23 protein-coding genes and 1 tRNA gene are annotated in these 25,718 nt (G+C 72.3%); 8 read left to right on the top strand and 16 right to left on the bottom strand.

Features of this window, described 5'->3' with window-relative positions; translation table 11 throughout:
* Nucleotides 1–46: 46 nt before the first annotated feature.
* Nucleotides 47–442, top strand: coding sequence for a GntR family transcriptional regulator (locus GR130_RS03545; RefSeq protein WP_159503343.1), 396 nt, complete (start codon nucleotides 47–49; stop codon nucleotides 440–442).
* A gap of 57 nt (nucleotides 443–499) precedes the next feature.
* Here the strand turns inward: GR130_RS03545 and GR130_RS03540 are convergent, their stop codons facing one another.
* Together GR130_RS03540 and GR130_RS03535 are read right to left on the bottom strand one after the other, a co-directional pair.
* On the bottom strand, nucleotides 500–1,789 hold the full coding sequence (locus GR130_RS03540; RefSeq protein ID WP_159503342.1) for a sensor histidine kinase: 1,290 nt from the start codon (nucleotides 1,787–1,789) through the stop codon (nucleotides 500–502).
* A gap of 80 nt (nucleotides 1,790–1,869) precedes the next feature.
* Nucleotides 1,870–2,337 (bottom strand): hypothetical protein, encoded by a 468-nt coding sequence (locus GR130_RS03535; protein ID WP_159503341.1) that lies wholly within the window; start codon nucleotides 2,335–2,337, stop codon nucleotides 1,870–1,872.
* Nucleotides 2,338–2,564: 227 nt separating this feature from the next.
* Here GR130_RS03535 and GR130_RS03530 point away from each other — a divergent pair, with 227 nt between their 5' ends.
* On the top strand, nucleotides 2,565–3,008 hold the full coding sequence (locus GR130_RS03530; protein ID WP_328707588.1) for a MerR family transcriptional regulator: 444 nt from the start codon (nucleotides 2,565–2,567) through the stop codon (nucleotides 3,006–3,008).
* A 270-nt stretch (nucleotides 3,009–3,278) separates the two neighbouring features.
* On the opposite strand, the gene GR130_RS03525 is transcribed toward GR130_RS03530, so the two are convergent.
* The 10 genes from GR130_RS03525 to galU form a co-directional block, all read right to left on the bottom strand.
* Entirely contained in the window at nucleotides 3,279–5,426 is a 2,148-nt protein-coding gene (locus GR130_RS03525) for a bifunctional polysaccharide deacetylase/glycosyltransferase family 2 protein (protein WP_236572767.1), read from the bottom strand.
* Between the two features lie 151 nt (nucleotides 5,427–5,577).
* On the bottom strand, nucleotides 5,578–5,973 hold the full coding sequence (locus tag GR130_RS03520; RefSeq protein ID WP_159503340.1) for a hypothetical protein: 396 nt from the start codon (nucleotides 5,971–5,973) through the stop codon (nucleotides 5,578–5,580).
* Between the two features lie 345 nt (nucleotides 5,974–6,318).
* Nucleotides 6,319–7,182 (bottom strand): chitosanase, encoded by an 864-nt coding sequence (locus tag GR130_RS03515; RefSeq protein WP_159503339.1) that lies wholly within the window; start codon nucleotides 7,180–7,182, stop codon nucleotides 6,319–6,321.
* Between the two features lie 625 nt (nucleotides 7,183–7,807).
* Nucleotides 7,808–7,880, bottom strand: a tRNA-Ala gene (locus tag GR130_RS03510).
* 75 nt (nucleotides 7,881–7,955) lie between these two features.
* Entirely contained in the window at nucleotides 7,956–9,014 is a 1,059-nt protein-coding gene (gene sepX, locus GR130_RS03505; protein WP_159503338.1) for a divisome protein SepX/GlpR, read from the bottom strand.
* 152 nt (nucleotides 9,015–9,166) lie between these two features.
* Complete coding sequence (locus GR130_RS03500; protein WP_159503337.1) at nucleotides 9,167–9,790, bottom strand: GNAT family N-acetyltransferase; 624 nt, start codon at nucleotides 9,788–9,790, stop codon at nucleotides 9,167–9,169.
* Between the two features lie 14 nt (nucleotides 9,791–9,804).
* A complete protein-coding gene (locus GR130_RS03495) occupies nucleotides 9,805–10,305 on the bottom strand; it encodes a MogA/MoaB family molybdenum cofactor biosynthesis protein (RefSeq protein ID WP_159503336.1) in 501 nt (166 codons plus the stop codon).
* Nucleotides 10,302–10,784 carry a cyclic pyranopterin monophosphate synthase MoaC gene (gene moaC / locus GR130_RS03490; RefSeq protein ID WP_159503335.1) on the bottom strand — a complete coding sequence of 161 codons (483 nt, stop codon included), beginning with the start codon at nucleotides 10,782–10,784 and terminating at the stop codon, nucleotides 10,302–10,304. Before moaC ends, GR130_RS03495 begins: the two co-directional genes overlap by 4 nt.
* 144 nt (nucleotides 10,785–10,928) lie before the next feature.
* The gene (glp, locus tag GR130_RS03485) at nucleotides 10,929–12,278 is read right to left on the bottom strand and encodes a molybdotransferase-like divisome protein Glp (RefSeq protein ID WP_159503334.1); all 1,350 of its coding nucleotides are present in this window, start codon (nucleotides 12,276–12,278) and stop codon (nucleotides 10,929–10,931) included.
* A 4-nt stretch (nucleotides 12,279–12,282) separates the two neighbouring features.
* Entirely contained in the window at nucleotides 12,283–13,188 is a 906-nt protein-coding gene (gene galU, locus GR130_RS03480; protein WP_159503333.1) for a UTP--glucose-1-phosphate uridylyltransferase GalU, read from the bottom strand.
* Nucleotides 13,189–13,331: 143 nt separating this feature from the next.
* Between galU and GR130_RS03475 the strand changes: the two genes are divergently transcribed.
* Nucleotides 13,332–13,880: a 5-formyltetrahydrofolate cyclo-ligase gene (locus GR130_RS03475; RefSeq protein WP_236573901.1), complete on the top strand. Its 549-nt coding sequence runs from the start codon at nucleotides 13,332–13,334 to the stop codon at nucleotides 13,878–13,880.
* A 242-nt stretch (nucleotides 13,881–14,122) separates the two neighbouring features.
* Here the strand turns inward: GR130_RS03475 and GR130_RS03470 are convergent, their stop codons facing one another.
* Nucleotides 14,123–16,837: a penicillin acylase family protein gene (locus tag GR130_RS03470; RefSeq protein ID WP_159503331.1), complete on the bottom strand. Its 2,715-nt coding sequence runs from the start codon at nucleotides 16,835–16,837 to the stop codon at nucleotides 14,123–14,125.
* Nucleotides 16,838–17,001: 164 nt separating this feature from the next.
* Here GR130_RS03470 and GR130_RS03465 point away from each other — a divergent pair, with 164 nt between their 5' ends.
* The 5 genes from GR130_RS03465 (at nucleotide 17,002) to GR130_RS03445 (ending at nucleotide 23,317) form a co-directional block, all read left to right on the top strand.
* Nucleotides 17,002–18,552 (top strand): potassium/proton antiporter, encoded by a 1,551-nt coding sequence (locus tag GR130_RS03465; protein ID WP_159509716.1) that lies wholly within the window; start codon nucleotides 17,002–17,004, stop codon nucleotides 18,550–18,552.
* A 365-nt stretch (nucleotides 18,553–18,917) separates the two neighbouring features.
* Complete coding sequence (locus GR130_RS03460; RefSeq protein ID WP_159503330.1) at nucleotides 18,918–20,216, top strand: MFS transporter; 1,299 nt, start codon at nucleotides 18,918–18,920, stop codon at nucleotides 20,214–20,216.
* Between the two features lie 217 nt (nucleotides 20,217–20,433).
* Nucleotides 20,434–20,781 (top strand): FmdB family zinc ribbon protein, encoded by a 348-nt coding sequence (locus GR130_RS03455; protein WP_159503329.1) that lies wholly within the window; start codon nucleotides 20,434–20,436, stop codon nucleotides 20,779–20,781.
* 146 nt (nucleotides 20,782–20,927) lie between these two features.
* Entirely contained in the window at nucleotides 20,928–21,761 is an 834-nt protein-coding gene (locus tag GR130_RS03450) for an S-methyl-5'-thioadenosine phosphorylase (protein ID WP_159503328.1), read from the top strand.
* Between the two features lie 1,091 nt (nucleotides 21,762–22,852).
* The gene (locus GR130_RS03445; RefSeq protein WP_236573900.1) at nucleotides 22,853–23,317 is read left to right on the top strand and encodes a large conductance mechanosensitive channel protein MscL; all 465 of its coding nucleotides are present in this window, start codon (nucleotides 22,853–22,855) and stop codon (nucleotides 23,315–23,317) included.
* Nucleotides 23,318–23,356: 39 nt separating this feature from the next.
* On the opposite strand, the gene GR130_RS03440 is transcribed toward GR130_RS03445, so the two are convergent.
* The 3 genes from GR130_RS03440 to GR130_RS03435 form a co-directional block, all read right to left on the bottom strand.
* Complete coding sequence (locus tag GR130_RS03440; RefSeq protein ID WP_159503326.1) at nucleotides 23,357–23,629, bottom strand: hypothetical protein; 273 nt, start codon at nucleotides 23,627–23,629, stop codon at nucleotides 23,357–23,359.
* Between the two features lie 510 nt (nucleotides 23,630–24,139).
* Entirely contained in the window at nucleotides 24,140–24,268 is a 129-nt protein-coding gene (locus GR130_RS41260; protein WP_268977853.1) for a hypothetical protein, read from the bottom strand.
* Nucleotides 24,269–24,905: 637 nt separating this feature from the next.
* On the bottom strand, nucleotides 24,906–25,430 hold the full coding sequence (locus GR130_RS03435; RefSeq protein WP_236572765.1) for an AMP-binding protein: 525 nt from the start codon (nucleotides 25,428–25,430) through the stop codon (nucleotides 24,906–24,908).
* Between the last annotated feature and the right edge of the window lie 288 nt (nucleotides 25,431–25,718).

Below are 25,718 nucleotides of genomic sequence, written 5' to 3'. Positions count from 1 at the left end.
ATCATCAATCGGTCGACGGGCCCGACAGCAGCACAGCGGCAGAGAGGTGGTGAGCGCCGTGGAGTTCCGGATCGACCGCCGCAGCGGCGTCGCCACCTACCTCCAGATCGTCCAGCAGGTCCAGCAGGCCCTGCGGCTGGGCATCCTGGTGGAGGGCGACCGGCTGCCCACGGCCGCACAGGTCGCCGCCACGACCAAGGTCAACCCGAACACGACCCTCAAGGCCTACCGCGAGCTGGAACGCGAGGGCCTGGTGGAGCCGCGGCCCGGCCTCGGCACGTTCGTCAGCCGTACCCTGGCCCGCCCCGAGTCCGCCGCCGACGCCCGGCTGCGCGCGGAACTGCGCTCCTGGATGGACCGGGCCCGCGCCGAGGGCCTGGACCGCGAGGACGTCCAGGCCCTGGTGAACTCCGCACTGCAGGACCGCTTTCCGGAGGGGTGAGCGGGGCACGAGGCCCAACGGCCTTGCGCCCCCAGGGTCTGTCCGATGGGTCGGGGCCTAGTCCGCCGCCGGCTCCTCGGCCACCGGCTCCTCGGCCGCCCGCTCCGTCCGCAGCGCGCTCCGGAGATCGACCGTGGCCTGTGCCCCGCCGCCGGCCGGGTTGGCGAAGCCCAGCCCGGCGCCCAGCACCCGCGCCTGCCCGGCCGCGATCGTCAGCCCCAGGCCCAGCCCCGGCCCGCTCCGGCCGCCGCCGGTACGGAACCGCTGCGGGCCGTGCGTCAGCAGCACCTCCGGGAAACCGGGACCGGCGTCCCGCACCCGGACCACCCCGCCGTCGACCTCGACGGTCACCGGTGCGGCGCCGTGCCGCCGGGCGTTGCTGACCAGATTGACCAGGATCCGCTCCACCCGCCGCGGATCGGTCTCCACCAGCCCGTCCGCCAGGACCCGCACCCGTACCGCCCCGTCCTGCGCGCCTCCGGAACCGGTCGCCTCCCCCAGCGCCCCGGCGCACGCCGCCACCGCCCGCCGCGCCAGCTCCCCCAGCGGCCGTGTCTCCCGGTCCGCCTCCTCCGTCCGCGCGTCGAGCCGGGCCACCTCCAGCACGTCCTCCATCAGCCCCCGTACGTGCTCGGCCCGCTCCCGGACCATCTCGGTCGGCCGGGACGGCGGCAGCAGCCCGGCCGCGGTGACCAGCCCGGCGACCGGGGTCCGCAGCTCGTGGGCGATGTTCGCGGTGACCTCGCGCTCGGCCTGGAGCCGGGCGGCCAGCGCCTCGGCCATGGTGTTCACCGCCGAGGTGAGCTGCGTGATCTCGTCCTTGCCGTCCCGCGGCAGCCGCGCGCCCAGATCGCCCTCGGCGATCCGCTGGGCGGTGGCCGCGGACGCGGTCAACCGCCGGCCCAGCCGGTGGGCGACCAGCAGGCCGACGACGCAGCCGAGGCCGGTTCCGGCCGCCCCGGCGACCCACAGCATCCGGTCCAGCGCCCGTACCGTCTCCTGTTCGCGCAGGTAGGGGCGCTTGAGCGCGACGATGTCCGGGCCCAGCCTGCCGGCCGCCCACAAATACGGCGTACGGCCGCCCAGTTCGAGGTAGACGCCGCGCCGGCCGCGCTCGACCAGCTGCCGCAGCGGCCGGGGCAGGTCCTTGGGATTGATCAGCCCGCGCCCGGTGTCGATCCCGGCCGCACGGTCCTGGACGGTGGTCTCCAGCCGGCTGTCGAGGGCGTGCCCGGCCAGGTCCAGCTGGGAGTTGACGGTGTGGTGGTGGACGAGCAGGCCGACGAGGACCGCGACCACCCCGGCGGTGGCGGCGATCGCGATACCGATCTTGGCCCGCAGCCCCATCCGTTCCTGCCTCCTTCCTCCCGGCCCGTCCCGGCCGCTGCCGTGGCGTTCCGCTGTTCCGGCTCCGCGCTCCGCCGCCCCTAGATCTCCGGCAGGCGCAGGCTCACCCGCCCCAGCTCGGCGGCCCGCTCTCCGTGCACCTGGGGCGCCACGACCCCGACGCTGGAGTAGTACGCGACATCCGGCAGCCGCTGGAGCCCGCTCAGCGTCACCTTCACGTCGTACGGCCTGCGGAAGCACTCGGGCGCGCACCAGTCCGCGCTGAGCCCGCCGCTGGCCAGGGCCGTCGGTCCGCCCCACGACGTCCAGTGCAGCCCGGTCAGCCGGGCGGCGTCGCCCAGCGGGAGCGAGTCGGGGCGCTGGAGCGGCCGGCCGGTGCCGTCCGCCACGTAGACCGGGCCGGAGCGGGTCGAGCGCGCCGCGGCCGGCCCCTCGTCCCGCAGCAGCGCGTCCGGCCCCGCGCACCCGGATACCAGGAGCACGGCGCCGGCCGCGACGGCCGCACCGGCGGTGCGGACGGTCGCGGTCGCTGATCTGGCGGGTCTCACGAGTCGCTTCTCACGGATTCCTGCGGGCTCCTCGGGCAGCCGGACGGACGACGGGCGGTTCGGCGCCCCCGCGCACGCGGTGTACACAGAGGGACACAGGAACACGCACACAAGTGCGAATGCCTGTTTCCCGACAAATGTAACGGGGGTCTCCCCGAACCGGCGTCCCGCCGCCCGAGCCCGCCCTCCGCACCGGCGCCGACCCTCGCCCCACGTCAGGCCACACCCTGATCCGCAGCGGGAACCGTGCCGCGTCACCGCCTCCCACCAGCCGAAACGCCACACCCCTGACCGGCCGGCCCGCGCACCCGCCACCACCGAACAGCGTTCCCGCGGGGTATTCGGCAGGCCAGACCTCCGCCTTCGCCGGGATCACCGTCCGCACCCTGGACCACTACGACAGGACCGGTCCGCTCTCCCCCGACGACCGCGGCCCCGCCGACGACCGCCACCACGGCGACGCCGCCCCGGCCCGGCTCCGGCAGATCCGCTGCCACCGGCACCTCGGCTCCCCGCTCGACGAGACCGCCGCCATCCCGGAGGCCCCTCCCCCGGCTACCGCCGCGAGGCACCCCCGAAACCGACGCCTCGACCAGCCGCGCACCCGGTACCGCCGACCCACCGAGGACACCACCCGGCTCCAGCGCCCGGGCGAGGTCGCCGCCCCCTGACCGCGCTCCGCCTCTCGCCAAAGCCGCCCCTTCCGACGCCGACCGGGCCCGCCACGCCCCCGGCCCGCTCCGACCCGACCACATCCACCCCGCCCGCACCACCTCCCCCCAAAGCCTGACCACCCTCCGTCCCCACCCCGCCGCGAGGCCGCACAGCGTGCAGATCCCGCTCACCGCCGCCGGCTCCCAGGGCGAGGCCCCACCCACCGCGCACCGGAAACCCTCATCGCGCGCAACGGCAGGGCCCCGGGAGAACCCGGGGCCCTGCCGTCAGCTCCGCGTCCCCGATGCCGGTGACAGCGGTGGTTCCTGGTGGGAGCCGTAGCGCTCCATGCGCTGCCAGCGCAGGCGGCTGCCGGACAGGGCCGTGGCGACCGACTGGACCACCACGAGGTACATCAACTGGCGGTAGACGAGCTGCTGGAACGGCAGGCTCCACAGCGGTCCGAGCCGTTCGCCGTCGAGGCGGAACGCATAGGCCCCGGTGACGACCTGGATGAGCAGGAACGAGCTCCACAGCAGCAGTACGTGGACGGGGTCGAGGAAGATCAGCCCGTACACGCTCAGCACGTCGACCAAGGGCGCGAACAACGGCAGCAGCACCTGGAAAAGCAGCAGGAAGAGCAGTCCGCGACGGCCGAACGTGCCGGCTGTGCCGCTCTGGCGGGCGGCGCCGCGGTGCTTCCACATCGCCTGCAGGGTCCCGTAGCACCAGCGGTAACGCTGCCGCCACAGGGCGCCGAGGGAAGCGGGAGCCTCGGTCCAGGCGATGGCCTTCTCCTCGTAGACCACGCGCCAGCCGTTACGCCAGATCGCCATGGTGAGGTCGGTGTCCTCGGCGAGTGTCGCCTCGGAGACACCGCCGACGCGCACCAGCGCCGCCCGGCGCCAGGCACCTATCGCGCCCGGCACCGTGGGCATGCACCGGGCCAGGTCGAAGAGCCGCCGGTCCAGGTTGAAGCCGACGACGTACTCGATGTGCTGCCAACGGCCCAGCAGGCCACGCCGGTTGACGACCTTGGCGTTGCCGGAGACCGCTCCGATCCGCGGGTCGGAGAACGGCTGCACCAGATGGCGGACCGCGTCCGGCTCGAAGACCGTGTCGCCGTCCATCATCACCACGATCTCGTACGAAGCGGCGGCGATCCCCGTGTTGAGCGCGGCGGGCTTGCCCGCGTTCCGCTGGCGGATGACCCGTACGCCCGGCAGGCCGAGTGCCTCGACGATGTCGGCGGTGCCGTCGGAGGAGCCGTCGTCCACGACGATGATCTCAAGCGGGTGGTCGGATGCGACCAGGGACCGGACGGTCGCCTCGATACCGGCCGACTCGTTGTAGGCCGGCACGATCACCGACACCGGTTCGGTGACCGGCGGTCCCCACGCCTTCCTGGCGTCCCGCCGGTGCTTGGCCGCGGCGATCATGGAGATCACCGCGCGCAGGATGCCCAGCAGTCCGGCGACGAGCAGCAGCACGTCGAGTCCGTTGAGGCCCCAGAGCGCCCCCTTGAGCAGCCACAGCAGCCCGACGCCGAGCAGGTGCTCGCCGGTGGAGGACGGGCGGTTGGCGTCGGCGAGGTGGAATGCCTGGCTGACCGTCTGGAAGCGGTAGCCGCGCGCCTGGAGGCGCGGGATCAGGGTGTCCAGCGCGGCCACGGTCTGCGCGCGGTCACCGCCGGCGTCGTGGAAGAGGACCACCTGGCCGGTGGACTTGGGAGGGGTGGCGTTGTGGACGATCTTCTGCACGCCCGGCTTCTGCCAGTCCTCGCTGTCCTGGGTGACGAGCACGGTCAGGTAGCCCAGCTTGCCGAGCTGTCGCATCGTGGCCCAGTCGGCGTTGCCCACCGCGTCGGCGCTGGACGAGTACGGCGGGCGGAAGAGGTTGCTGGTGACACCCGCGGCGCCGGCCACCGCGAGCTGGTCCTCGCGCATCTCCATCGTGCGCTGCCAGCTGGGCAGGCTGGGCAGATAGGGGTGGGTGAAGGTGTGCAGGCCGAGTTCGTCGTGGTCCTTCGCCATCCGCGCGACCACGTCGGGTTGTGTGGCCACGCCGGTGCCCACGAGGAAGAAGGTCGCGGGCACGTGGTGCCGTTCCAGCGTCGCCAGGATCTTGGGGGTCCAGGTCGGGTCCGGGCCGTCGTCGAAGGTGAGCACCACGGTGTGCGCGGGCGGGGTGAGCGAGACCGGCTTGGATCCGCCGGCCGAGATCACCGGGCCGCCGTTCTGGACCGAGGGCGGCACCTGGTCGACAGGACCCTGCGGAGGGTTCCCGCCATCGTCCTCGAAGCCGAACATGTGCTGTGTGTAGCCCTCGATGAGCAGCGTGAGGGTGAGGGTCAGCACCATGGTCACCAGCAGCACCCAGTGGGTGCGCACCGGCGTTTCGCGGGCGGTACGGCCACGCTGGGGAGAAGTGCTCACATCGGTGATTTCTGGATGAGCGACGCGTTCTGGAACTGATCGGCTTGCCAGGGAAGTGCCGAGGAAGGGCTGCGCGGCGCTGCGCGGAGGCGGTGGGGGACTGCGGGCGCGGCCCAGGGGCCCAGAGGTTCCTGGCGGATCGTCAGCTGAGTCAGAGCGCGCCGTGGGTGGGCAGGGCGGAGGGCGTCGCGGTCGGGGTCGGGGTGTGCTTCGGGTGCGGGGACGGCTTGTGGCTCGGGGACGGCTTGTGGCTCTCGGACGGCTTCGGGGACGGTTTCGCCGTCGGGGACGGTTTCGCCGTCGAGGGCGACTTCGCCTTGCCGGACGCGCCGCCGATGGCCTTCGCCACCGTCGCGCGGCCTGGGCTCTGGTGCCGCTGGGCGGTGGCTGTGGCCGTCGGTGACGGCCGGGCCCGGGGCGTCTCGTGCGCGACGACGGCGCCCGCGCCCGGCTTCGGCCGCAGCGGGTGCGGCAGCAGCGCCGGCAGGGTCGGGCCGCCCAGGAGGGTGCTGACGAGCAGGGCGACGTAGGCCACTGCCGGGGTCACCAACGCGGCCACCAGGATGCGCAGCCGTCTGCGGCGGCCTCCCGACGCGTCGACGAATATGGGCTTGGGAGTGCGCGGTATCGGTCTGTCTGTCAGACGCAGAGTGTCACCGGTGGGCTCGGCCGGAGAACCAGCCACAGTAGTAGGCCCTTGACGAGGAACATCGGGAGACGTGGACGCATCAGGCATCACTTCGTCCCCGGCGGGCGCCTGGCGCTCCGGAATGGTCTGCACAAGATCCGGACACTAGTGGCTGAATATAAGCGGGCGGTACAGGAGACGTGAAGCTCGCGAAAAGAGTCAGCAAAGCTGACGGCCGGGTCCGGGCGGCTGGCACGAAGTGTGTCAGTCCCGCGGACTGCTGATGGACATCTTGAAGTCGGCGCTCACGGTCAGCGGAGCCTTCAGATCCCACTGGCCGCGGTCCGCGAGCTTCTGCAGGGCCTGCGACCGGTCGACCGCCTGCGGCCAGTCCCTCTTGCGGTCGGGCGTGCAGGGGTGCTTCATGTGCTTCTGGCGGACGGTGTTGAACCGGGCCAGCCACGTCGCCTCGTTCACCCCGGAGGCCGGGTTGCCCCCGAGCGTCTTGTCGGTCTCATGGGTGATCTTCACCATGCCGTCGCAGTCGTCGGAACCCTGGCCCATCATCAGGGCGGTGTCGAAGAGGTTTTCCAGGCCCAGTTCGCTCTTCACCCCCTCCTGCGCGCTCAGCTTCATGGCCGGGGTGAGGTACGTGTCGTGTCCCACCTGGATCTGCAGCCTCCGGAAGACCGGGTCCAGGGCGGCCTTCTTCCAGTCGTCCACGAACGCCCCGCCCAGCGCGCCGGTGTCCTCGCTTCCCGAGTCGGCCAGTCGCTGAAGGACGGTGGTGTACTTCGCGAGCACGTTGTGGGGTGCGGCGGCGTTGTACGACTTGACCAACCCGAGCATGTCGCCGCTCTGGCTGCAGAACCCGATCCACCCCGCCGTGTAACCACAGCCGTCGTGCAGATCGGTGATGTAGGCGTACTGCGGAACGGTGGCACCGTTCTCGAACACCGCGGTGATGTCGTCCATCATCGGGATCGCCGCCGCACCCGCCGCGCCCGCCGCGGGCGTCGCCGGGGCACCGTCCGTACCGCCGTCCTTGTCGGCCGCACCGGACGTGCAGCCCCCCACGGTGAGCACCGCACCGAGGACGACGAGCACGGTGCGACGTATTCTGGTCAACTCCACAACCGCTCCGGCCTGTTCCTTGCTGACTGCGCCAGTTCACCGAAGAACTCCTGCCCGCGGAGAAACCGCGAACAGCAGACTTGATCAACTACCGCCTGCTTCTTCTTGCCCCGGGTCGTGCCCTGGGTCTTGCCGGGCACCCTAGCGTGCCCAGTTTTCGCTGTTCGGGGCGGTGGGCGCGGGCGACGGAGCGACTACGGCTCGTGCTCACCGGCGACATCCCTTCCACCAAGGACGGCCGCAACCGCCGCAACCTCCCCCGCCGGGTCGGCGAGTACGTCGAACACCGGTCCCCCGAGGCCGAGATGGAGTGGTCGGCCTGAGCGGCGAGCGCGGCAACGACGAAGGCGGAATGCCCGGACCGTGCTGCGCTCGGTGCTCAGCAACGCCATGCCGGAAGAGTTGATCTCGACGCCGGAGAGGTCACGGGGGAACCGCGGCTCCAGCGCATCGCCGGTGGACACGGAAGGCGTTGCGGAAGCTCGGCGAGTATTTCGGGAACACATCTCGGGAACACGGCGGATCCGGAGGAGTTGCTGCACTGCGCTGCCGTACGGCGCGAAAAAGCCCCCACCGGATCATCCCGGTAGGGGCTTTACCGCGCTTGTTACTACTGCGGTGGACCTGAGGGGACTCGAACCCCTGACCCCCTCGTTGCGAACGAGGTGCGCTACCAGCTGCGCCACAGGCCCTTGCGACGAGTGAAACTCTAGCATCTCCGTCGCGGTGCTCGGAAATCGCTTCCGGTGCTGGTCAGCGGAGCGCCGTCACTCGTTCGCCGCGCGAGGGCGGTCCTCGTCCTCGTACTGGTCGAAGAGCGGGGTGCGACCGCGGGCGCGGCGACCGGGGTGGGTGGGGCGGTCCTGGGAGCTGTCGGGCTGGGGGTGGTCGGGGGCGGCGCTGGAGCGGGCGGAGCTCCAGGCGTCGTCGGCGTCCAGGTCGACGTGGCTGGTGGCCCGGGGGGCGACCGGGGCGGTGACGTAGGTGGGCAGGGGCACCGGGACGGGCTCCCAGCTGCCGGAGGTGGAACGCGGGCGCTCGCGCTCGCGCTGCTGGTCGACCCACTCGGCGTGGTCGGTCTCCTCGACGAGGGCGCGGCGGCCGGCGGTCTGCGCGGGCGTCGCGGAGCGCGGGGACTCCGGGGCGGGGGCGGCGGGGGCGTCAGCGCGGGGGGCGGGCTGCTGGTCGGCGGCGGGCGGCTGGTCGGCCGCCTGCGAAGGGTGGGGCCTGCCTTCCCGCAGTCGCTGAGCTGCCGCCTCCGCCTTGCGCTGGTCCATGGTGAAGGTGAAGCGCCGCCGCTCCTGGGCGCGCAGATACACGATGTACGCGGTCAGGAGGATCGCGGGCAGGGCGGGGGCCCAGAGGAAGGGCAGGCCGCCCACGGCGGCGGCGATGGCGCCGGCGGTGAAGGCGAAGAAGAGGATGGTGATGGTGCGCCGGCGGCGGGCGAGGACCTTGGCGCGCTTGGTGCGGTCGGCGGAGGTGGGGCGCGGCGGGGCCGCCTTGGGGCGGGCGGGGGCGGCGTCGATGGAGGGCTCCGGGGCCGCCGCGGGGTCGCCGAAGGGCCGAACGCCGACCGGGCTGTCCGGGTCGTCGACGGCGTCCGGGTCCTGCTCGTCGCCCGCATCGCCGGCGGGGCACGCGTCCTGCTCCCTGTCGTAGCGGCGCTGCATGGCCGCGCGCCCGGACAGGAGCCGGATGGCAGTGCTGAAGCGCTCGGTCGGACGGGCCTCGTTGAGCTCGTCCTGCCTACGGAGCCACATCGGCACCAGGTAGGCGGCCCAGGCCCCGACGATGACTGCGTAGATGAGGCCGCTGCTTCTCACAACTCACACGGTAGAGGGGTTTGCGTGGGGCCATCCGCCAATTGGGCCGGTGTGTCGCACGATCTGGCTGATATCTCGAACTTTTTTTGTGATTGTTGCGATGACCGCGTGAGGAATCCGCTGCCGTTGAGGGGTTAATTCGAACGGATTTTTCATTTGTGGGATGCGCCGGGCGTCCCGGGCGTACGGGGTTTCTGCCGCCGCCAGCGGTTGAGGAGGCCCTCGGGCACTTCCTCCGCGGTGAGCGCGAAAACCGCGTGGTCACGCCAGGCGCCGTCGATGTGGAGGTAGCGCGGGCGGATGCCTTCTTCGCGGAAGCCGAGTTTCTCCACCACGCGCCGGCTGGGGGTGTTTTCCGGCCGAATGCAGACCTCGATGCGGTGCAGTCCCACGGTGTGGAAGCAGTGGTCGACGGCGAGCGCCACGGCGGTCGGCATGACGCCGCGGCCGGCGACCTCCTGGTCGACCCAGTAGCCGATATGGCCCGAGCACATCGAGCCCCAGGTGATGCCGGCGACGGTGAGTTGCCCGACGAGGCGGCCGCGGTATTCCACGACGAACGGAAGCATCCGGCCGGCGTGCGCCTCGGCGCGCAGATGCCGGACCATCTGACGGAACGTCGGGCGGTGCGGCACCGGGAAGCCGGGCGGGGACGGCGGGACGGTGGCTTCCCAGGGGCGCAGCCAGTCGCGGTTGCGGCGGTTGACCTCCCGCCAGGGGCGCTGGTCGCGCAGCTTTATCGGGCGGAGGGAGATGTCTCCGTCGGTCAGGACCACCGGCCAGGGCGCGTTCAGCTGGGGCTCCCGGAGGGTCTGGGGTGGTCGCCGCCGCGGAGCTGGTCGACGGCGTGCGGGAGGAGGTCGGCCAGGACGGCGAGCCCGTCGCGTACGCCGCCCGTCGAGCCCGGCAGGTTGACGATCAGGGTCCGGCCGGCGACGCCGGCCAGGCCGCGGGAGAGGGCCGCGGTGGGGACCGTGGCACGGCCGGCGGCGCGGATCGCCTCGGGGATGCCGGGGACCTCGTAGTCCAGGACCCGGCGGGTGGCCTCGGGGGTGCGGTCGGTGGGCGAGACGCCGGTGCCGCCGGTGGTCAGGACGACGTCGTAGGACTGGGCGGCGGCGTCGCGCAGCGCGGCTTCCACCGGGTCGCCGTCGGGGACGACCCGGGGGCCGTCGACGGTGAAGCCCATGGCGGTCAGGCCCTCGGCGAGCAGCGGGCCGCCCTTGTCCTCGTACACGCCGGCGGCGGCGCGGTTGGAGGCGGTGACGACGAGGGCGCGGGCGGGTCTCACGACCGGCTCCAGTCGCCGGACTTGCCGCCGGTCTTCTCCTCGACGCGGATGTCGGAGATCACCGCGGCCTTGTCGACGGCCTTGACCATGTCGACGACGGTGAGCGCGGCGACGGACACCGCCGTCAGGGCCTCCATCTCGACGCCGGTGCGGTCGGTGGTCCGTACCGTGGCGGTGATCTCGACGGCGTCGTCGGCGACGGCGAGGTCCACCGTGACCCCGGAGACGGCGAGCGGGTGGCAGAGCGGGATCAGCTCGGGGGTGCGCTTGGCACCCATGATGCCGGCGATCCGGGCGGTGGCCAGGGCGTCGCCCTTCGGCATCCCCTCACCCCGCAGCAACGCGACGACCTGCGGCGATACCAGGACCCGGCCGCGGGCGCGGGCGGTGCGGGCGGTGACGTCCTTCGCCGTGACGTCGACCATCCGGGCCGCGCCCGACGCGTCGATATGGGTGAGGTGTTGCTGGCCGCTGCTCATCGTTCTCCCGGTCCAAACTGCCGCCTGTGGGACGACACCGTACCCCTGGGGGCTACCGGGCACCCGCCGCGGGCTTCCTCTTTCCGGTATACGACTTCCCGTTGCCGGTATGCGACTTCTCGCCCGGCGCAGTGCGGCCGGCGGTCACCCGCGGCCGAGCAGGATGACCTCCACGGTGGCGTCCGCGGGCACCTCGGCGAGGTCCTCAGGGACGACGATCAGCGCGTCGGAGTGGGCCATGGCCTTGATCAGGTGGGAGCCACTGCCGCCGACGGGGGTGACCGTGCCGGCCTCCGGGTCGTAGGTGCCGCGCAGGAACTGCCGCCTGCCCTTGGGGGAGGAGCCGATGGCCTCGGTGCAGCGGGCGCGGGCGGTGGGGCGGTGGACGTCGGGGTGGCCCATGAGCGTGCGGATGACGGGGCGGACGAAGAGTTCGAAGGAGACGTAGGAGCTGACCGGGTTGCCGGGCAGGGCCAGCAGCGGGACGCGGTCGGGGCCGATGAGCCCGAAGCCCTGGGGCTTGCCGGGCTGCATGGCGAGCTTGCGGAACTCCACCCGGCCGGTGACCGGGGAGGACCCCTCGGGCGCGGTGTCCGCGGCCAGGTCGGTCAGGGTCTCCTTGACGACGTCGTAGGCGCCGACGCTGACGCCGCCGCTGGTGACCAGGACGTCGGCCCGGGCGAGCTGGTCCTCCAGGGTGGCGCGGAGGGTGCCGGCGTCGTCGGCGACGGCGCCGACGCGGTAGGCGACGGCGCCGGCCTCGCGGGCGGCGGCGGTGAGCTGGAAGCTGTTGGAGTCGTGGATCTGGCCGGGGCCCAACTCCTCGCCGGGCTGGACCAGTTCGCTGCCGGTCGACATCACGACCACCCGGGGGCGGGGGCGGACCCGTACGGTGCCGCGGCCGATGGCGGCGAGCAGGCCGATCTGCGAGGGGCCCAGGACCGTGCCCGCGGGCAGCGCCCGCTCGCCCGCCGTGACGTCGCTGCCGCGCCGGCGGACATGGGCGCCGGCGGCGGCCGGGCGGTGCACCCGGACCTCGCCGGACGCGTCCTGGGGCGCGGCGCTGCGCGCGCGCATCGCGGCGGCCGGCCCCTGGCCCGTGCCGCCGTCGGTCCACTCGACGGGGACGACGGCGTCGGCGCCGGGCGGCACCGGGGCGCCGGTCATGATGCGGGCGGCCTGGCCGGGGCCGACGGCGGGAAGCTCTCCGCTGCCGGCGGCGACGTCGCCGATGACGGTGAGGACCGCCGGGGCGCCCTCGGTGGCGTCCGCGACGTCGGCGACGCGGACCGCGTAGCCGTCCATGGAGCTGTTGTCGAACGGCGGCAGCGGCAGCGGGACGGCGATGTCCTCGGCGAGGACGCAGCCCTGGGCGTCGAGCAGCTGCCGCTCGACCGGCTCCAGCGGGCGGATCGCCGCCAGGACGTCGTCGAGGTGCTCGGCCACCGACCAGACGCGGTCCGGGTGGCTGGTCTGGCCGGTGGTGCCGTTCAACGTCCTACATCTCCTCGGTGACGTAACTGCGCAGCCAGGCCCGGAAGTCGGGGCCCAGGTCCTCACGTTCGCATGCCAGTCTGACAATGGCACGCAGGTAGTCGCCGCGGTCGCCGGTGTCATAGCGGCGGCCCTTGAAGACCACGCCGTGCACCGGGCCGCCCAGCCCCGGGTCGGCGGCCAGTGCCTGGAGGGCGTCGGTGAGCTGGATCTCACCGCCGCGGCCGGGGTCGGTCTTGCGGAGCACCTCGAAGACGGCGGGGTCGAGGACGTAGCGGCCGATGATGGCGAGGTTGCTGGGCGCCTCGCCCGGCTCGGGCTTCTCGACCAGGTCGGAGACGGTGACCACGTCGTCGTCGCCGGTGGGGGCGGCGGCCGCGCAGCCGTAGAGGTGGATGGCGGAGGGGTCGACCTCCATGAGGGCGATCACCGAGCCGCCGTGCTGCTCCTGCACCTCTATCATCCGGCGCAGCAGGGGGTCGCGGGGGTCGATGAGGTCGTCGCCCAGGAGGACCGCGAACGGCTGGTCGCCGACGTGCGGGGCGGCGCACAGCACGGCGTGGCCCAGGCCCCTGGGGTTGCCCTGGCGTACGTAGTGGATGGTCGCCAGGTCGCTGGATTCCTGGACCTTGGCGAGGCGGGATCCGTCGCCCTTGCGGTGCAGCGCCTCTTCGAGCTCGTAGTTGCGGTCGAAGTGGTCCTCCAGGGGGCGCTTGTTGCGTCCGGTCACCATGAGGACGTCGGAGAGTCCGGCTGCGGCTGCCTCCTCCACGACGTACTGGATGGCGGGCTTGTCGACGACCGGGAGCATCTCCTTGGGTGTGGCCTTCGTCGCCGGCAGGAAACGGGTGCCGAGCCCTGCGGCCGGAATGACAGCCTTGCTGATCCGTGCGTGCGATGGGGTGGTCATGCGCGCCACCCTAACCGGGCCGAACGGCACGATGATGAGGGTCCGGTTAAGAGATCATGAGAGACCGAGCGAGGCCACACGTGAGCGTTGACCACGAGAGAAAGCGCAGGTTGCGGCGGGATCTCCAGGAGGTGAGGAGATCGTTGCCGGCCGCCGTCGTCGCGGAGCGGGGCGCCGCGCTGGCCCGCCGGGTGCTGGAGCTGGACGAGCTGCGGGCGGGTCCCGCCGAGGGCGCCGGGCCGACCGTCGCGGCGTATGTGTCGATCGGCGGTGAGCCGGACACCCGGGCGCTGCTCGACGCGCTGCGGGCGGCCGGGGTGCGGGTGCTGCTGCCGGTCCTGCTGCCGGACAACGATCTGGACTGGGCGGTGTACGAGGGTGCCGAGCACCTGGTCCCGGCGGGCTGGGGGCTGCACGAGCCGGACGGCCCGCGGCTGACGCCGGAGGCCGTGACGCGGGCGGACGTGGTGCTGCTGCCGGGGCTGGCGGTGGACCGTACGGGCCTGCGGCTGGGGCGCGGCGGCGGCTCGTACGACCGGGTGCTGGCGCGGCTGGAGCGGGCCGGTGCGCGGACGTCGCTGGTGGTGCTGCTGCACGACGGCGAGGTGCTGGACGAGGTCCCGGCGGAGCCGCACGACCGCCGGGTGCACGCGGCGGTGACGCCCTCGGGGGTGCACCGCTTCCGGCACTGAGCGGCGGGGCGGGGGAACTCCGCGGAACCTGGCGAGAACGCGGAGAGCGCACGGAGAGCGCACGGAGAGAAACCGGCGAGAAACCGGCGAGAACGCGTCGAAAGGCGCCCCGAAAAGGCCGGAAATCGCCGAACTCCCGCGTCCTGCAGGACGGTTGGGCCCGTAACGCGGTCGGGCGGGCCGGAGGGATCCGGCCCGCCCGGTGGCGGTGGCGCGCCCCGTGGCGGGGGGGCGGCGCGGTGTTACGGCGACAGCGTCAGCGTCTCCTTGCCCGCCTTCTTGACGGCCTCTTCGCCGAACGCCCAGGGGAGGAGTTCGCCCTTGGCCCACTTGTCGGTCTGGTCGTAGTAGTGGGCGCTGTAGGCGTGCCCGGAGGCTCCGGTGAGGTTGATCCAGCGGGACTTGTCGAGGTCGGCGAGGTTGACGATCATCCGCATGGACGGGACCCAGGTGACCTTGTAGCCGCCGGAGGCGTTCCAGCCGGTGGCGTCGACCGCGGCCTCACCGCCGCCGAGGTTCCACGGGCCGCGGTTGAACAGGCCCTGGAGGAAGCCCGGCCCGTCCTTGCCGAGGGTCTGGTTGGTGAGGTCCATCTGGTGCAGCCGGCCCCAGGTCCAGTTGTCGATGTTCTTGCCGAGCTTGGAGGTCAGCTCGTAGCGGGCGTCCTTCATGGCCTGCGCGAGGAGCTGGTCGCGGTTCTTGAGGCCGGGGTGGCCGGGCCGGTCCTCGGTCTTCCACCAGGCGTTGTTGGGGTCGTCGAGGATGTTGCGGACGACCTCGTACCAGCGGTCGCCACCGTCGGGCTGGGCGGTGTCGCCGGCCCGCTCGCCGCATTCGCGGACCAGCTTGTTCTGGTCGTCGGCGGGTCCGGTGTCGCTGGCCGGGCGGACGTAGAGGCACTGGCCCTGGACGCGCAGCTCCTTGGGCATCTTGTTGCCGAAGGCGAGCTTGAGGGTGTTGCGCCAGACGGCGTTGAAGTACGCGGCGGCGGCGGAGTCGGGCTCCTGGGTGAAGTCCCAGCCGTTGAGCAGCTGCTGGGCGTCGCGGACGTACTTGTCCTTGATGTCGATCCTCGTCAGGTAGGGGGTCAGCAGCCGGGCGATCTCGCTGCTGTTGTCCTTCTGGAAGGTCTGCATGTCGTCGGTGGAGACCTTGCCGCCGTCCTTGATCTTGGACTCGATGAGGTCGTTGATCCGCTGGCTGCGGGTGCCGTAGCCCCAGTCCCTGGTGATCAGGTAGGGGTACTTCTCGTCGGTGACGGCCTGGTTGGCGGTGACGATGAAGCCGCGCTTGGGGTTGTACTCGTACGGCAGCGCGCTCTGCGGGATGTAGCCGGTCCACTGGTAGGCGGGGTCCCAGCCGGGCGCCGGGTAGCTGCCGTCGCCCTTGCCGCGGACCGGGATCCTGCCGGGCGCCTGGTAGCCGATGTTGCCCTTGGTGTCGGCGTAGATCAGGTTCTGGGAGGGGACCTCGAAGTCGGCGGCGGCCTTGCGGAAGTCCGTCCAGTCCTTGGACCGGTTGATCTCGAAGAAGGCGTCCATGGTCTTGCCGGGGTCCAGGGCGGTCCAGCGCAGCGATACGGCGTAGCCGTCGCCGCGGTCCGGGGCGCCGTTGGCCACCGGGGCGTCCTTGCCGACGCCGGCCAGCTCGTCGTCGCGGTCGGAGACGATCGGGCCGTTGTTGGTGGCGCGGACGGTGATCTGGCGGCTCTCCCCGCCGGCGACCTTGATGGTCTCCTTGCGCGTGATGAAGGGCTGCTGCTTGCCGTCGTAGAGGTAACCGTCGGCGTTGATCTTCTCCAGGCACAGGTCGGTGACGTCCGCGCCGAGGTTGGTCATGCCCCAGGAGATGTTCTGGTTGTGGCCGATGACGACGCCGGGCATGCCGGAGAAGGTGAAGCCGGCGACGTCGTAGTTGCACTTGGGGCCGGTGGTGCGGCAGTGCAGGCCCATCTGGTACCAGAGCGAGGGCATCTGCGGCGCCAGGTGCGGGTCGTTGGCGAGCAGCGGCTTGCCGGTGGTGGTGTGCTCCCCTGAGACGACCCAGGAGTTGGAGCCGATGCCGTTGCCGTTGGGGCCGAGCAGCGCCGGGATCTTGTCGAGGGTGGTGGACAGCGTGGAGAGCTGCGAGTGGACCCGCGCGCTGGCCGCGCCCGGGCTGCCGGCGGAGGTGCTGCCGGCGGTGGCCTTGGGGTCGAACTCCTTGGTGGCCGGGTCGACCGCGCCGCCGTCGACGATCGGCCGGTTCCGCTGGTACGGGTAGGCCGGGTAGAGCTGGTCGATCTGGGCCGGGGTGAACCGGCTGGTCATCAGGGCGCGGTCGATCTCCTCCTGCATGTTGCCGCGCAGGTCCCAGGCCATCGCCTTGAGCCAGGCCACCGAGTCGACCGGGGTCCACTTCTCGGGCTTGTAGTCGTTCTCGAAGCCGAGCGCCGCGTACTCCAGGGACAGCGCCGAGCCCTGATGGTCCTTGAGGTAGGCGTTGACGCCCGCGGAGTACGCCTGGAGGTTCTTCTTGGTGTCGGCCGACAGCTTGGTGTCGTATTCCTTCTGTGCCACTTCGTGCCAGCCGAGGGTCCGCAGGAACTCGTCGGTCTTGACCTGACTCTTGCCGAACATTTCCGAAAGCCGGCCGGCGGTCATGTGCCGGCGGACGTCCATCTCCCAGAACCGGTCCTGGGCCTGGACGTATCCCTGGGCACGGAAGAGGTCCTGGTCGGTGTCGGCGTAGATCTGCGGAATGCCGTTGGCGTCGCGCACGACGTCCACCGGATCGGTCAGGCCCGGGAGTTTGAGCGCCCCGGTGGTCTCCGGGAGGGACGCGCGCACGGTGCTGACGCTCCAGTACGCGCCGAAGCCGATGCCCGCCACGAGCAGCAGCACGACCATGAGCGCGACGAGGCGGCCACGCCGCCCCTTTTTCTTTTTGGGGGCCGGTCCGGACTTGTTGGCGGGCATCTCTGTCCTTCGAGGGGCAGGGTGGGAGTGCTGGAGCAACCATAGGCGCACGGCCTGTGCGACCCCTACGCGGAGTCACCGCCAGCACATCAAACTTTCAAGCACTGGTAAATTGTTAGGGTCAGTAACTAGATACGGTAAGGACCACCCACCCGTCCGCCCCGATCCGCGCGAGGAAGGATCAGCTCCTGACTGTCGAACACCTCAACGAACTCCTGCTGGTCTGCTCGCTCGTACTGCTCATCGCCGTCGCCGCAGTACGGCTCTCCTCGCGCAGCGGGCTCCCCAGCCTGCTCATCTACCTGGGGATAGGCATCGCCATCGGACAGGACGGCATCGGCGGCATCGTCTTCGACAACGCCGAACTGACCCAACTCCTGGGCTACGCGGCCCTGGTGGTGATCCTCGCCGAGGGCGGCCTGGGCACCAAGTGGAAAGAGATAAAACCGGCACTGCCCCAGGCCGCGGTGCTCTCGACGTTCGGCGTCGCGGTGAGCGTGGGGGTCACCGCGGCCGGCGCGCACTACCTCGCCGGACTCGAATGGCGCCAGGCCCTGCTGATCGGCGCGGTGGTCTCCTCCACGGACGCCGCGGCCGTCTTCTCGGTCCTGCGCAGCGTGCCGCTGCCGTCCCGGCTGACCGGTGTCCTGGAGGCCGAGTCCGGCTTCAACGACGCCCCGGTGGTCATCCTCGTCGTCGCCTTCTCCACCGCCGGCCCGATCGAGCACTGGTACGTCCTCCTCGGCGAGATAGCGCTGGAGCTGGCCATCGGCGCCGCCATCGGACTGGCCATCGGCTGGCTCGGCGCCTACGGCATGCGGCATGTGGCACTGCCCGCCTCCGGCCTCTACCCGATCGCCGTGATGGCCATCGCCGTCTCCGCGTACGCGGCCGGCGCGCTGGCGCACGGCTCCGGCTTCCTCGCCGTCTACCTGGCCGCGGTCGTCCTCGGCAACGCCAAGCTGCCGCACGCCCCGGCCACTCGCGGGTTCGCCGAGGGGGTCGGCTGGATCGGCCAGATCGGGATGTTCGTGCTGCTGGGTCTGCTCGTCACCCCGCACAACCTGCTCGACGACATCGTGCCGGCACTGCTCATCGGCATGATCCTGACGCTCGTGGCCCGGCCGCTGTCCGTCTTCACCTCACTGCTGCCGTTCGGGGTGCCGTGGCGGGAGAAGACTCTGCTGTCCTGGGCCGGGCTGCGCGGCGCGGTGCCGATCGTGCTGGCCACCATCCCGATGGTGAGCGACGTCCCCGGCAGCGAGACGGTCTTCAACATCGTCTTCGTCCTGGTCGTCGTCTACACCCTCATCCAGGGGCCGACCCTCCCGTGGCTGGCCCGCCGGCTGCGGCTCGGCGAGGGTGAGGAGGCCGCCGACCTGGGCATCGAGTCGGCACCCCTGGAGCGGCTGCGCGGCCATCTGCTGTCGACGTCGATAGGGACCACCTCCCGCATGCACGGCGTCGAGGTCGGCGAACTGCGGATGCCGGCGGGCGCCGCGGTCACCCTCGTCGTACGGGACGGCGCCAGCTTCGTCCCCTCCCCCACCACCGTGCTGCGGCGCGGCGACGAACTGCTGGTGGTCGCCACCGACCCGGTGCGCGACGCGGCCGAGCGGCGACTCCAGGCCGTCTCGCAGGGCGGCAAGCTGGCCGGCTGGCTGGGTTCCGGCGCGCCCCCGGAGGAGGCCGGCCGGCAGCCCCGGCGCGGCTGAGCCGGGGCGCAGGGGTCGGCCGGTCCCGGCCCCGTGCGCAGCCCGGCTTGCCCGGCCCGGCCGCGAATGTGCTGTATCTCTCCACGGAACCCAAGGAAATCCCGATGAAGCCCTGGTTAATCCCAGGGCTTCACGGCTTTCGACCTGTAGTATGAAGACAGAAATTTTTTGACGGATTACGAACCAACTCTGCCTGACGCAGAGCTGGCGCGACCGCTCGGCGGCCGCGGTCCCCTGCCACACGCAGCCACCCCTCCGGTGCGGACCACGCGGTATCACTCGGTCCTGCGCGAGAGGACAGCTCTCGGCGCGTACCCGTGACGACCTCTCGGGGCAGCGCTACCAGGCGGCAGAAAGGCCCGGCCGTGGCATCCGCGGTCAAGGACCCCCGTCCCGGTTACGGACAACTGTTGGGCACGCCCGGCGCGTGGACGTTCCTGCTGCCCGGCTTCCTGGCCCGGCAGCCGTTCGCGATGCTGACCATCGGCATCGTGCTGCTCGTCCAGTCCACCACCGGCTCCTACGGCACCGCCGGCGCGGTCTCCGCCGCCACCGGCGTCTCGATGGCGCTGTTCGCCCCGCAGAGCGGCAAGCTCGCCGACCGCTTCGGCCAGCGCGCCGTCCTGATCCCCGGCGTCCTCGTCCACGTCGCCGGCGTCTCGGCCCTGATCGCCCTGGCCCTCGCGCACGCCCCCCTGTGGGCGCTGCTCGCGGTGGCCGTCCCCACGGGCGCCTCGACGCCGCAGGTCGGCCCGATGGTGCGGGCCCGCTGGGCGGCGAAGCTGGGCGGCAGCCCGCTGATGCCGACGGCCGCCGCCTTCGAGTCGGTCACCGACGAGTTCACCTTCGTCGTCGGCCCGGTGCTGGCCACCGCGCTGTGCACCGGCATCCACCCGGCCGCCGGCCTGATCGCCGAGGCCGCGCTGTCACTGGCCGGCGGCCTGCTGTTCGCCTCCCAGCGGCGCACCCAGCCGCCCGTCCACCGGGAGCACTCCGACGACGCCCCGCGCGTCTCCGCACTGTCCGTCCCCGGCGTACGCGTCCTGATCGTGGCGTTCCTCGGCATCGGCTCCGTCTTCGGCGGGATGCAGGTCTCGCTGACCGCGCTCACCGAGCACATCGGACAGCCCGGCATCAACGGCGTCCTCTACGGGATCTTCGCCGGCGGCAACATGCTCGCCGGCATTGCCTGCGGCGCCATCGCCTGGAAGATCGGCCCGCGTCGCCGGCTGCTGGTCGCCTACGGGCTGCTGGCGCTGGCCACCACCCCGCTGTGGGCGGTGGCCTCCGTACCGCTGCTGGGCGCCGTCGGCCTGGTCGTCGGCCTGTGCATCGCCCCCGCGCTGATCACCGGCTACACCCTCGTCGAGTCGCTGGTCCCGGCCGCCGCCCGTACCGAAGCCTTCACCTGGCTGACCGGCGCGGTCGCACTGGGCCAGGCCGCCGCGGCCACCTCCGCCGGCCAGCTCGCGGACCGCTTCGGCCCGAGCACCGGATTCCTGGTGCCGCTGGCCGGCACCGCGCTGGCCCTGATCGTGCTGCTGGCGCTGCGGGCGCACCTGCTGCCGCGGGCCTCGAAGGTGGTCGCCGGGTCGGCGGACAGCGCCGACGGCGCCTCCGGGCCGGCCCTCGACGACCGCGACCGCGAACTGGCGAACGCCTGACGGACCTCCGGGCCGGACGCGACGGGCGTCCGGCCCGGAGGCCGGACCAGGTGCGGTACCGGGCCCGGAACCGGCCGCCGCTCCGGACGGGAGCCGGACGTGGAGTCGGACGTGGGGTCGGTCACCGTATGCCGGTCACGGTGGACTGATGCGCGGGAATACTGCAATATGGAGCGTCGTTAGCACTCAACGAGTGAGAGTGCCAGGAGGAAGTCAAGTGCCGACCTACCAGTACCAGTGCACCGCGTGCGGCGAGGGCCTTGAGGCCGTCCAGAAGTTCACCGACGACGCGCTCACCGAGTGCCCCAGCTGCAACGGACGCCTCAAGAAGGTGTTCTCCGCGGTCGGCATCGTCTTCAAGGGCTCGGGCTTCTACCGCAACGACAGCCGCGGCTCGTCGTCCAGCAGCAGCCCCGCCAAGAGTTCCTCCTCGTCGACCGGCTCGGCGTCCTCGTCCGACTCCTCGTCGAGCAGCTCCTCGTCGAGCGGTTCCTCGGACAGCAAGCCGTCGGCCGCGGCGACTGCCGGCACCTCGGGCTCGGCGAGCACCAGCTCCGCCGCCTGACCTCTGCTCCTCCGGACCCCGCCACCCCCTCCAGAGGGGGCCGCGGGGTCCGCCGCGTTCGGGGCGCGGGGCCGGGCGTCCCGGCGTTCCCGCGGTGCACCCCCGGCCCGGCACCGCGTCCGACGACGCCCGATAGTGTGACCGGCATGGCTGACGCGGAGATTGGCGTAATCGGCGGGTCGGGGTTCTACTCATTCCTCGACGACGTGACCGAGATCACGGTGGACACCCCCTACGGGCCGCCGAGCGACTCCCTGTTCCTGGGCGAGATCGCCGGCCGCTCCGTCGCCTTCCTGCCCCGGCACGGCCGCGGGCACCACCTCCCGCCGCACCGCATCAACTACCGCGCCAACATGTGGGCGCTGCGCTCCCTCGGCGTACGGCAGGTCCTCGGCCCGTGCGCCGTCGGCGGCCTGCGCCCCGAGTACGGGCCCGGGACCCTCCTGGTCCCCGACCAGCTCGTCGACCGCACCAAGGGCCGCGTCCAGACGTACTTCGACGGCGAACCGCTCCCCGACGGCAGCGTCCCCAACGTCGTGCACCTCACCTTCGCCGACCCGTACTGCCCCACCGGCCGCCGGGCCGCCCTCACCGCCGCCCGCGGCCGCGACTGGGAACCCGTCGACGGCGGCACCCTCGTCGTCATCGAGGGCCCCCGCTTCTCCACCCGCGCCGAGTCGCGCTGGCACGCCGCCCAGGGCTGGTCGGTGGTCGGCATGACCGGCCACCCCGAAGCGGTCCTGGCCCGCGAAATGAGCCTCTGCTACACCTCGTTGACGCTGGTCACCGACCTGGACGCGGGCACCGAGACCGGCGACGGCGTCTCCCACGAGGAAGTCCTCAAGGTCTTCGGCCAGAACATCGGCCGGCTGCGCGAAGTCCTCTTCGACACGGTCGCCGCCCTCCCCGAGAACACCGCCCGCGACTGCCTGTGCACCGACGCGCACCAGGGCTGGGACCTGGGCATCGAGCTGCCGTAGCGGCGGAGGATGCCGGGAGACGCCCGGGGAAGGCCGGGGAAGCCGGGGCGCCGGCCCCGCCCGCGTGACCGGCCGGGCGGGTGACCGAAGCGGCCCGGTGACCCGGGGGGGGAAGCAGCCGGGTAGCCCGGTAGCCGGGGGCAGCCCGGTGGGCGGGTGACGGAGTTGTCCACAATCCCGGGGCTGTCCACAGCCCGGAGCGGGCGGCGGCGGAATGCGGCACGGTGATGTTCACCGGGCCCGAACGGCGGGTCCGGGAAGCCGACTCCCCACCGCAGGCGGTGATCACCATGCCCCGTCCGTCCCCCGACCCACGCGTCCCCACCCTCGATCCGGCAGTCACCCCTCCGCCCCTCCCGGCTCCCCCGCTCCCCACTCCCCCGCGATGTGAAGTGCCGCACTTCCCGCCGGTACGGGTGGCCGGCGCCGGCAGCCGGTGGCGGCGGGCCCACCGCCGGAGCCTGCTTACCGCCGCCCTCGCGATCACCGCGGCAGCACTGGCCACCGGCGTATCGAACGGGCCCGTACGAGCCGCCCCCGCGCCCGCCTGCCCCGCGGCGCCGGCACCGGCCGGAGGTCGGTGATCATGTCCGTCCCGCCGGTTCCGCCCGAAGATCGAGTGGCGTCCCCGCCCGACGCACGGAAAACTTCTCCGGGTGGCGGGGCACCCGCGCGCCTCTTACGGGAGCGCGTCCGCACCACCGATACCGACGCCGCTATCGACACCGCCGAACCCCTCGCCGTCGCGATCGCCGAACCGACGACCGGCGTGACGGCGGCTCCCAACGCCACCGGGACGGCCGTTCCGGACGCCGTACGACGAACCCCACCGCGGGCTCATCCACCCCCTACGGCCCACCGCCCCACAGCCCGTCCCCGCACGAACCGCGGCCAAGTCGCCCGGATCCGCACTGACGCGCCGGTCGATCGCCGGTTCGTGTTGCGCGATTGGACATCCCTGCCCCGCCCTGCCGTAAGTTGCGGTGCCGATCGTCGGTGCACCGTCCAGAGCAAGCGTGGAAAGAGGCTGTCAGGTGAGCGAGAAAAAGGGCGAGAGCAAGGGCGTCCTCCAGGGATTCAGGGAATTCCTGATGCGCGGCAACGTCATCGAACTCGCGGTGGCGGTCGTGGTCGGTGCGGCGTTCACGAGCATCGTCACCTCGGTGGTCAAGGGCGTCATCAACCCGATCGTGGGCGCGCTCGGCTCCAAGAACCTCGACAACTACCAGGCGTGCCTGACCACGTGCAGCGTGGACAAGAAGACCGGCCAGTTCACCGACGGCATCTACATCCTGTGGGGCTCGGTGCTCAGCGCGGCGCTGACGTTCCTGATCACCGCGGCGGTCGTCTACTTCCTCATGATCCTTCCGATGAACAAGTGGAAGGCCCGCCAGGACGCGAAGAAGCCGGCCGACGGCACCCCGGCGGCCCCCACCGAGATCGAGCTGCTCACCGAGATCCGCGACGCTCTGGTCGCCCAGCGCAACGGCACCTCCACGGCACCGGGCGCGGCCTCGGCGGCGGGCACCATCATCAGCCAGAAGACGCAGCACTAGCGGGCGCTACGACCGGCACACGCCGCCCCGTCGCCTCGCTCAGAGGTGGTGGGGCGGCTTTTCGTCGAGGAAGCGGGCGAGATCGGCCGCGCTGTCCCTGGACGCGGGGCGCTCCCCCCAGCCGCGGTCGGTGTCGTCCGAGGACTGCCGGCTCAGCGGATCGTCGAAGATCAGAGCTGCCGCACCCCGCGGCGCCGGACTCACCCCGGGCGCGCTCGCGGGAGCCGACGTAGGGGCCTCGGCCTGGCTCTCGGCCTGGCTCTCGGGCGCTCCCTCCGGGGAAGCCGTTTCGGGTTCGGGCGTGGTGCTCACCCCCTCAGGGTACGGGCGAGCAGAACACGGAGGACCGGGCGGCCGCGGGGGGGGGGTACGGACCGCGGCGGTGGGCTTTGGCGCCCTCCGCGCCCTCGGAGCCCTCTAGGCGCCCCTGTCGTGGGTGGGTATCGGGTGCGGGCGATTGACATTGTGCGGACGGGTCGGGGGGCCGTGCTCGGCGCGGTTCCGGCTGACGGGGCGGCTGCGGTCGGTGCCGGGGAGGGGATGGGGGTGGTGCGAGCGATGGTGATCGCTTGGGCGGTCGGACATGGGGCTCGGGCTTTCTGGGCGGAGGCGGGGGGCGGGGGCGGGGTGAACGGCTCCTGGGGGGGTGCGGGAGGGGGCGGGGCGGGGGCGGGGCGGGGGCGGGCCCCCGGGGCGAACTCCGTGGCGAGTCGTCTGCCGTCCTTGGCGTGAGGGACTACAGGGGCCTGGACCACCGGCGGGGCCTGGACCACCGGCGGGGCCTGAACCGCGGGCGGGGCTGGACCACGGGCGGGGCCTCCACTACGGCAGGGCCTGGACCACGAGGGAGGCGGTCACGGCCGCGAGTACGAGGCCGTGGAGCTTCATCCGGCCGAGGAGGCCGAGGAGGCCGAGGAAGCCCCGGCAACCCGACAAGCCGGGGAAACCCATGCAGACCAGGGAGCCGCGGCATGCCAGGGAACCCAGGTGAGTCGAGGTGGCCGTCCGGGGTGGGTTGGTGGGGGCCTTGCGGGGGCCTTCCCCGGAGAGCAAAGAGCTCCCACCGCGTCGCGAAGGGCCGCGGGCGGCGAGAGCGCGGGCCGGACGCTGCAGCGGTACCGGATGGTGCGGCCGAAGCCGGCGGCGGAGGGGCGGAAGGCGTGGGCGCCGACGGAGACGAGGAACAGGGAGAGGAAGAAGACGAAGAGGGAGGAAGAAGACGAAGAGGAAGGAGTAAGCCATCGCTGAGATGAAGGAGGCGGCGGCGCGGGTCGCGGTGGCTGCGGAGGTCTCGGCGTTGGGGGCAGTGGGGCGCCGGCGTTGTGTGGTGGGGGGCCGCCCGGGGAGGGAGCGGCGGTCAGCGGGGGTGCGAGGGCCGTGGCGACGAGGGGTGCGCGGGTGGCCGACCGGGTTTGCGGTGGTAATTCCGCTGGCGGTTGGGCCGGGGCAGGGGGTGCGGGCGGGACCTCGTCGGTTGGCTGTGGCACGTGCCCCACGCTAGGTGGGTTTGATGCGAATAGCCCCTTTTGCGAGGTAGGGGAGTGAGAGTGCGGAGTGCAGGCAGGGCGTGGGGGTGGCCTGCGGTGGCTCAGCCTTCGGCGAGTGCCTCGTGCCACCACTTGTCGCGCCCCGGCTGCCAGGACACCGGCCGCGAGCACCGGTTCACCACCAGCACGGTCCGCCGCTGCCGGTTCGCGTCCGTGGCCGCGCCCCGTGCCAGCGCGTGGTCCAGCACCGCCTTCACCGGGCGTACCGCGCCGTCCCAGAACGCGGCGTCGGCGGTGATGAGTACCCGGGCGTCCGACTCCCGGGTGCGCGCGACCAGTTCGGGCACCGTGAGCGAGACCGGAAGCGTGGTCCGTATCGCGTCCAGTCGGCCGCAGGCGAGGGTGGCGATCACCGACTCGGGCACCAGCGGCAGATGCACGGCGACCTTGTCGCCGGCGCGTACGCCGAGTCGGGCGAGCGCGGCTGCCGCCCGTTCGGCCTGGTCCAGGAGCATGCCGTGTGTCAGCTCCTCCAGGCGGCCCGGCTCCCCGTTCCAGGTGAGGGCGATCCGCGACGCGTCCCGGCCTTGCACATCCGGGGCGTCATCTGCATGCTCTGAGGTCACACGGCGCAACATGCCGATCAGCATGGAGAGCAGCGATCAACGATCGCTGAACGTCCGCTGTACGGTGCCGTGTCCGGGCGCCGCCGCGGCTGCGCGACGCATCGACGTCGGCTGACGCCGCTCCTTTACTCCTTCGCGCCTTCGCCGCCCCGTTTGCGCGCCGCGCCTTCCCCGTTTCCCTCTCGCGCCCCGCGGCAGCGGGCGCCGGATGACCGGCGCCGCGAGTGGGTCCCTGCGGACCTCCCGCCTCTTCCTGCCCCTCTCCGGTGCACTTCATCCCCCTCGTCT

The sequence above is a fragment of the Streptomyces sp. GS7 genome (genome assembly GCF_009834125.1).
Taxonomy (GTDB): domain Bacteria; phylum Actinomycetota; class Actinomycetes; order Streptomycetales; family Streptomycetaceae; genus Streptomyces.
Note: the sequence above shows the minus strand (reverse complement) of the source record. Positions and strands in the feature narration are given on the sequence as shown.

Excerpts from the sequence above, each read along its gene's own strand:
- GR130_RS03540 (WP_159503342.1), bottom strand. The coding sequence starts at position 1,789 with ATGGGGCTGCGGGCCAAGATCGGTATCGCGATCGCCGCCACCGCCGGG.
- moaC (WP_159503335.1), bottom strand. The coding sequence starts at position 10,784 with ATGAGCAGCGGCCAGCAACACCTCACCCATATCGACGCGTCGGGCGCG.
- galU (WP_159503333.1), bottom strand. The coding sequence starts at position 13,188 with ATGACCACCCCATCGCACGCACGGATCAGCAAGGCTGTCATTCCGGCC.
- GR130_RS03470 (WP_159503331.1), bottom strand. The coding sequence starts at position 16,837 with ATGCCCGCCAACAAGTCCGGACCGGCCCCCAAAAAGAAAAAGGGGCGG.
- GR130_RS03450 (WP_159503328.1), top strand. The coding sequence starts at position 20,928 with ATGGCTGACGCGGAGATTGGCGTAATCGGCGGGTCGGGGTTCTACTCA.
- GR130_RS03445 (WP_236573900.1), top strand. The coding sequence starts at position 22,853 with ATGCGCGGCAACGTCATCGAACTCGCGGTGGCGGTCGTGGTCGGTGCG.
- GR130_RS41260 (WP_268977853.1), bottom strand. The coding sequence starts at position 24,268 with ATGGGTTTCCCCGGCTTGTCGGGTTGCCGGGGCTTCCTCGGCCTCCTC.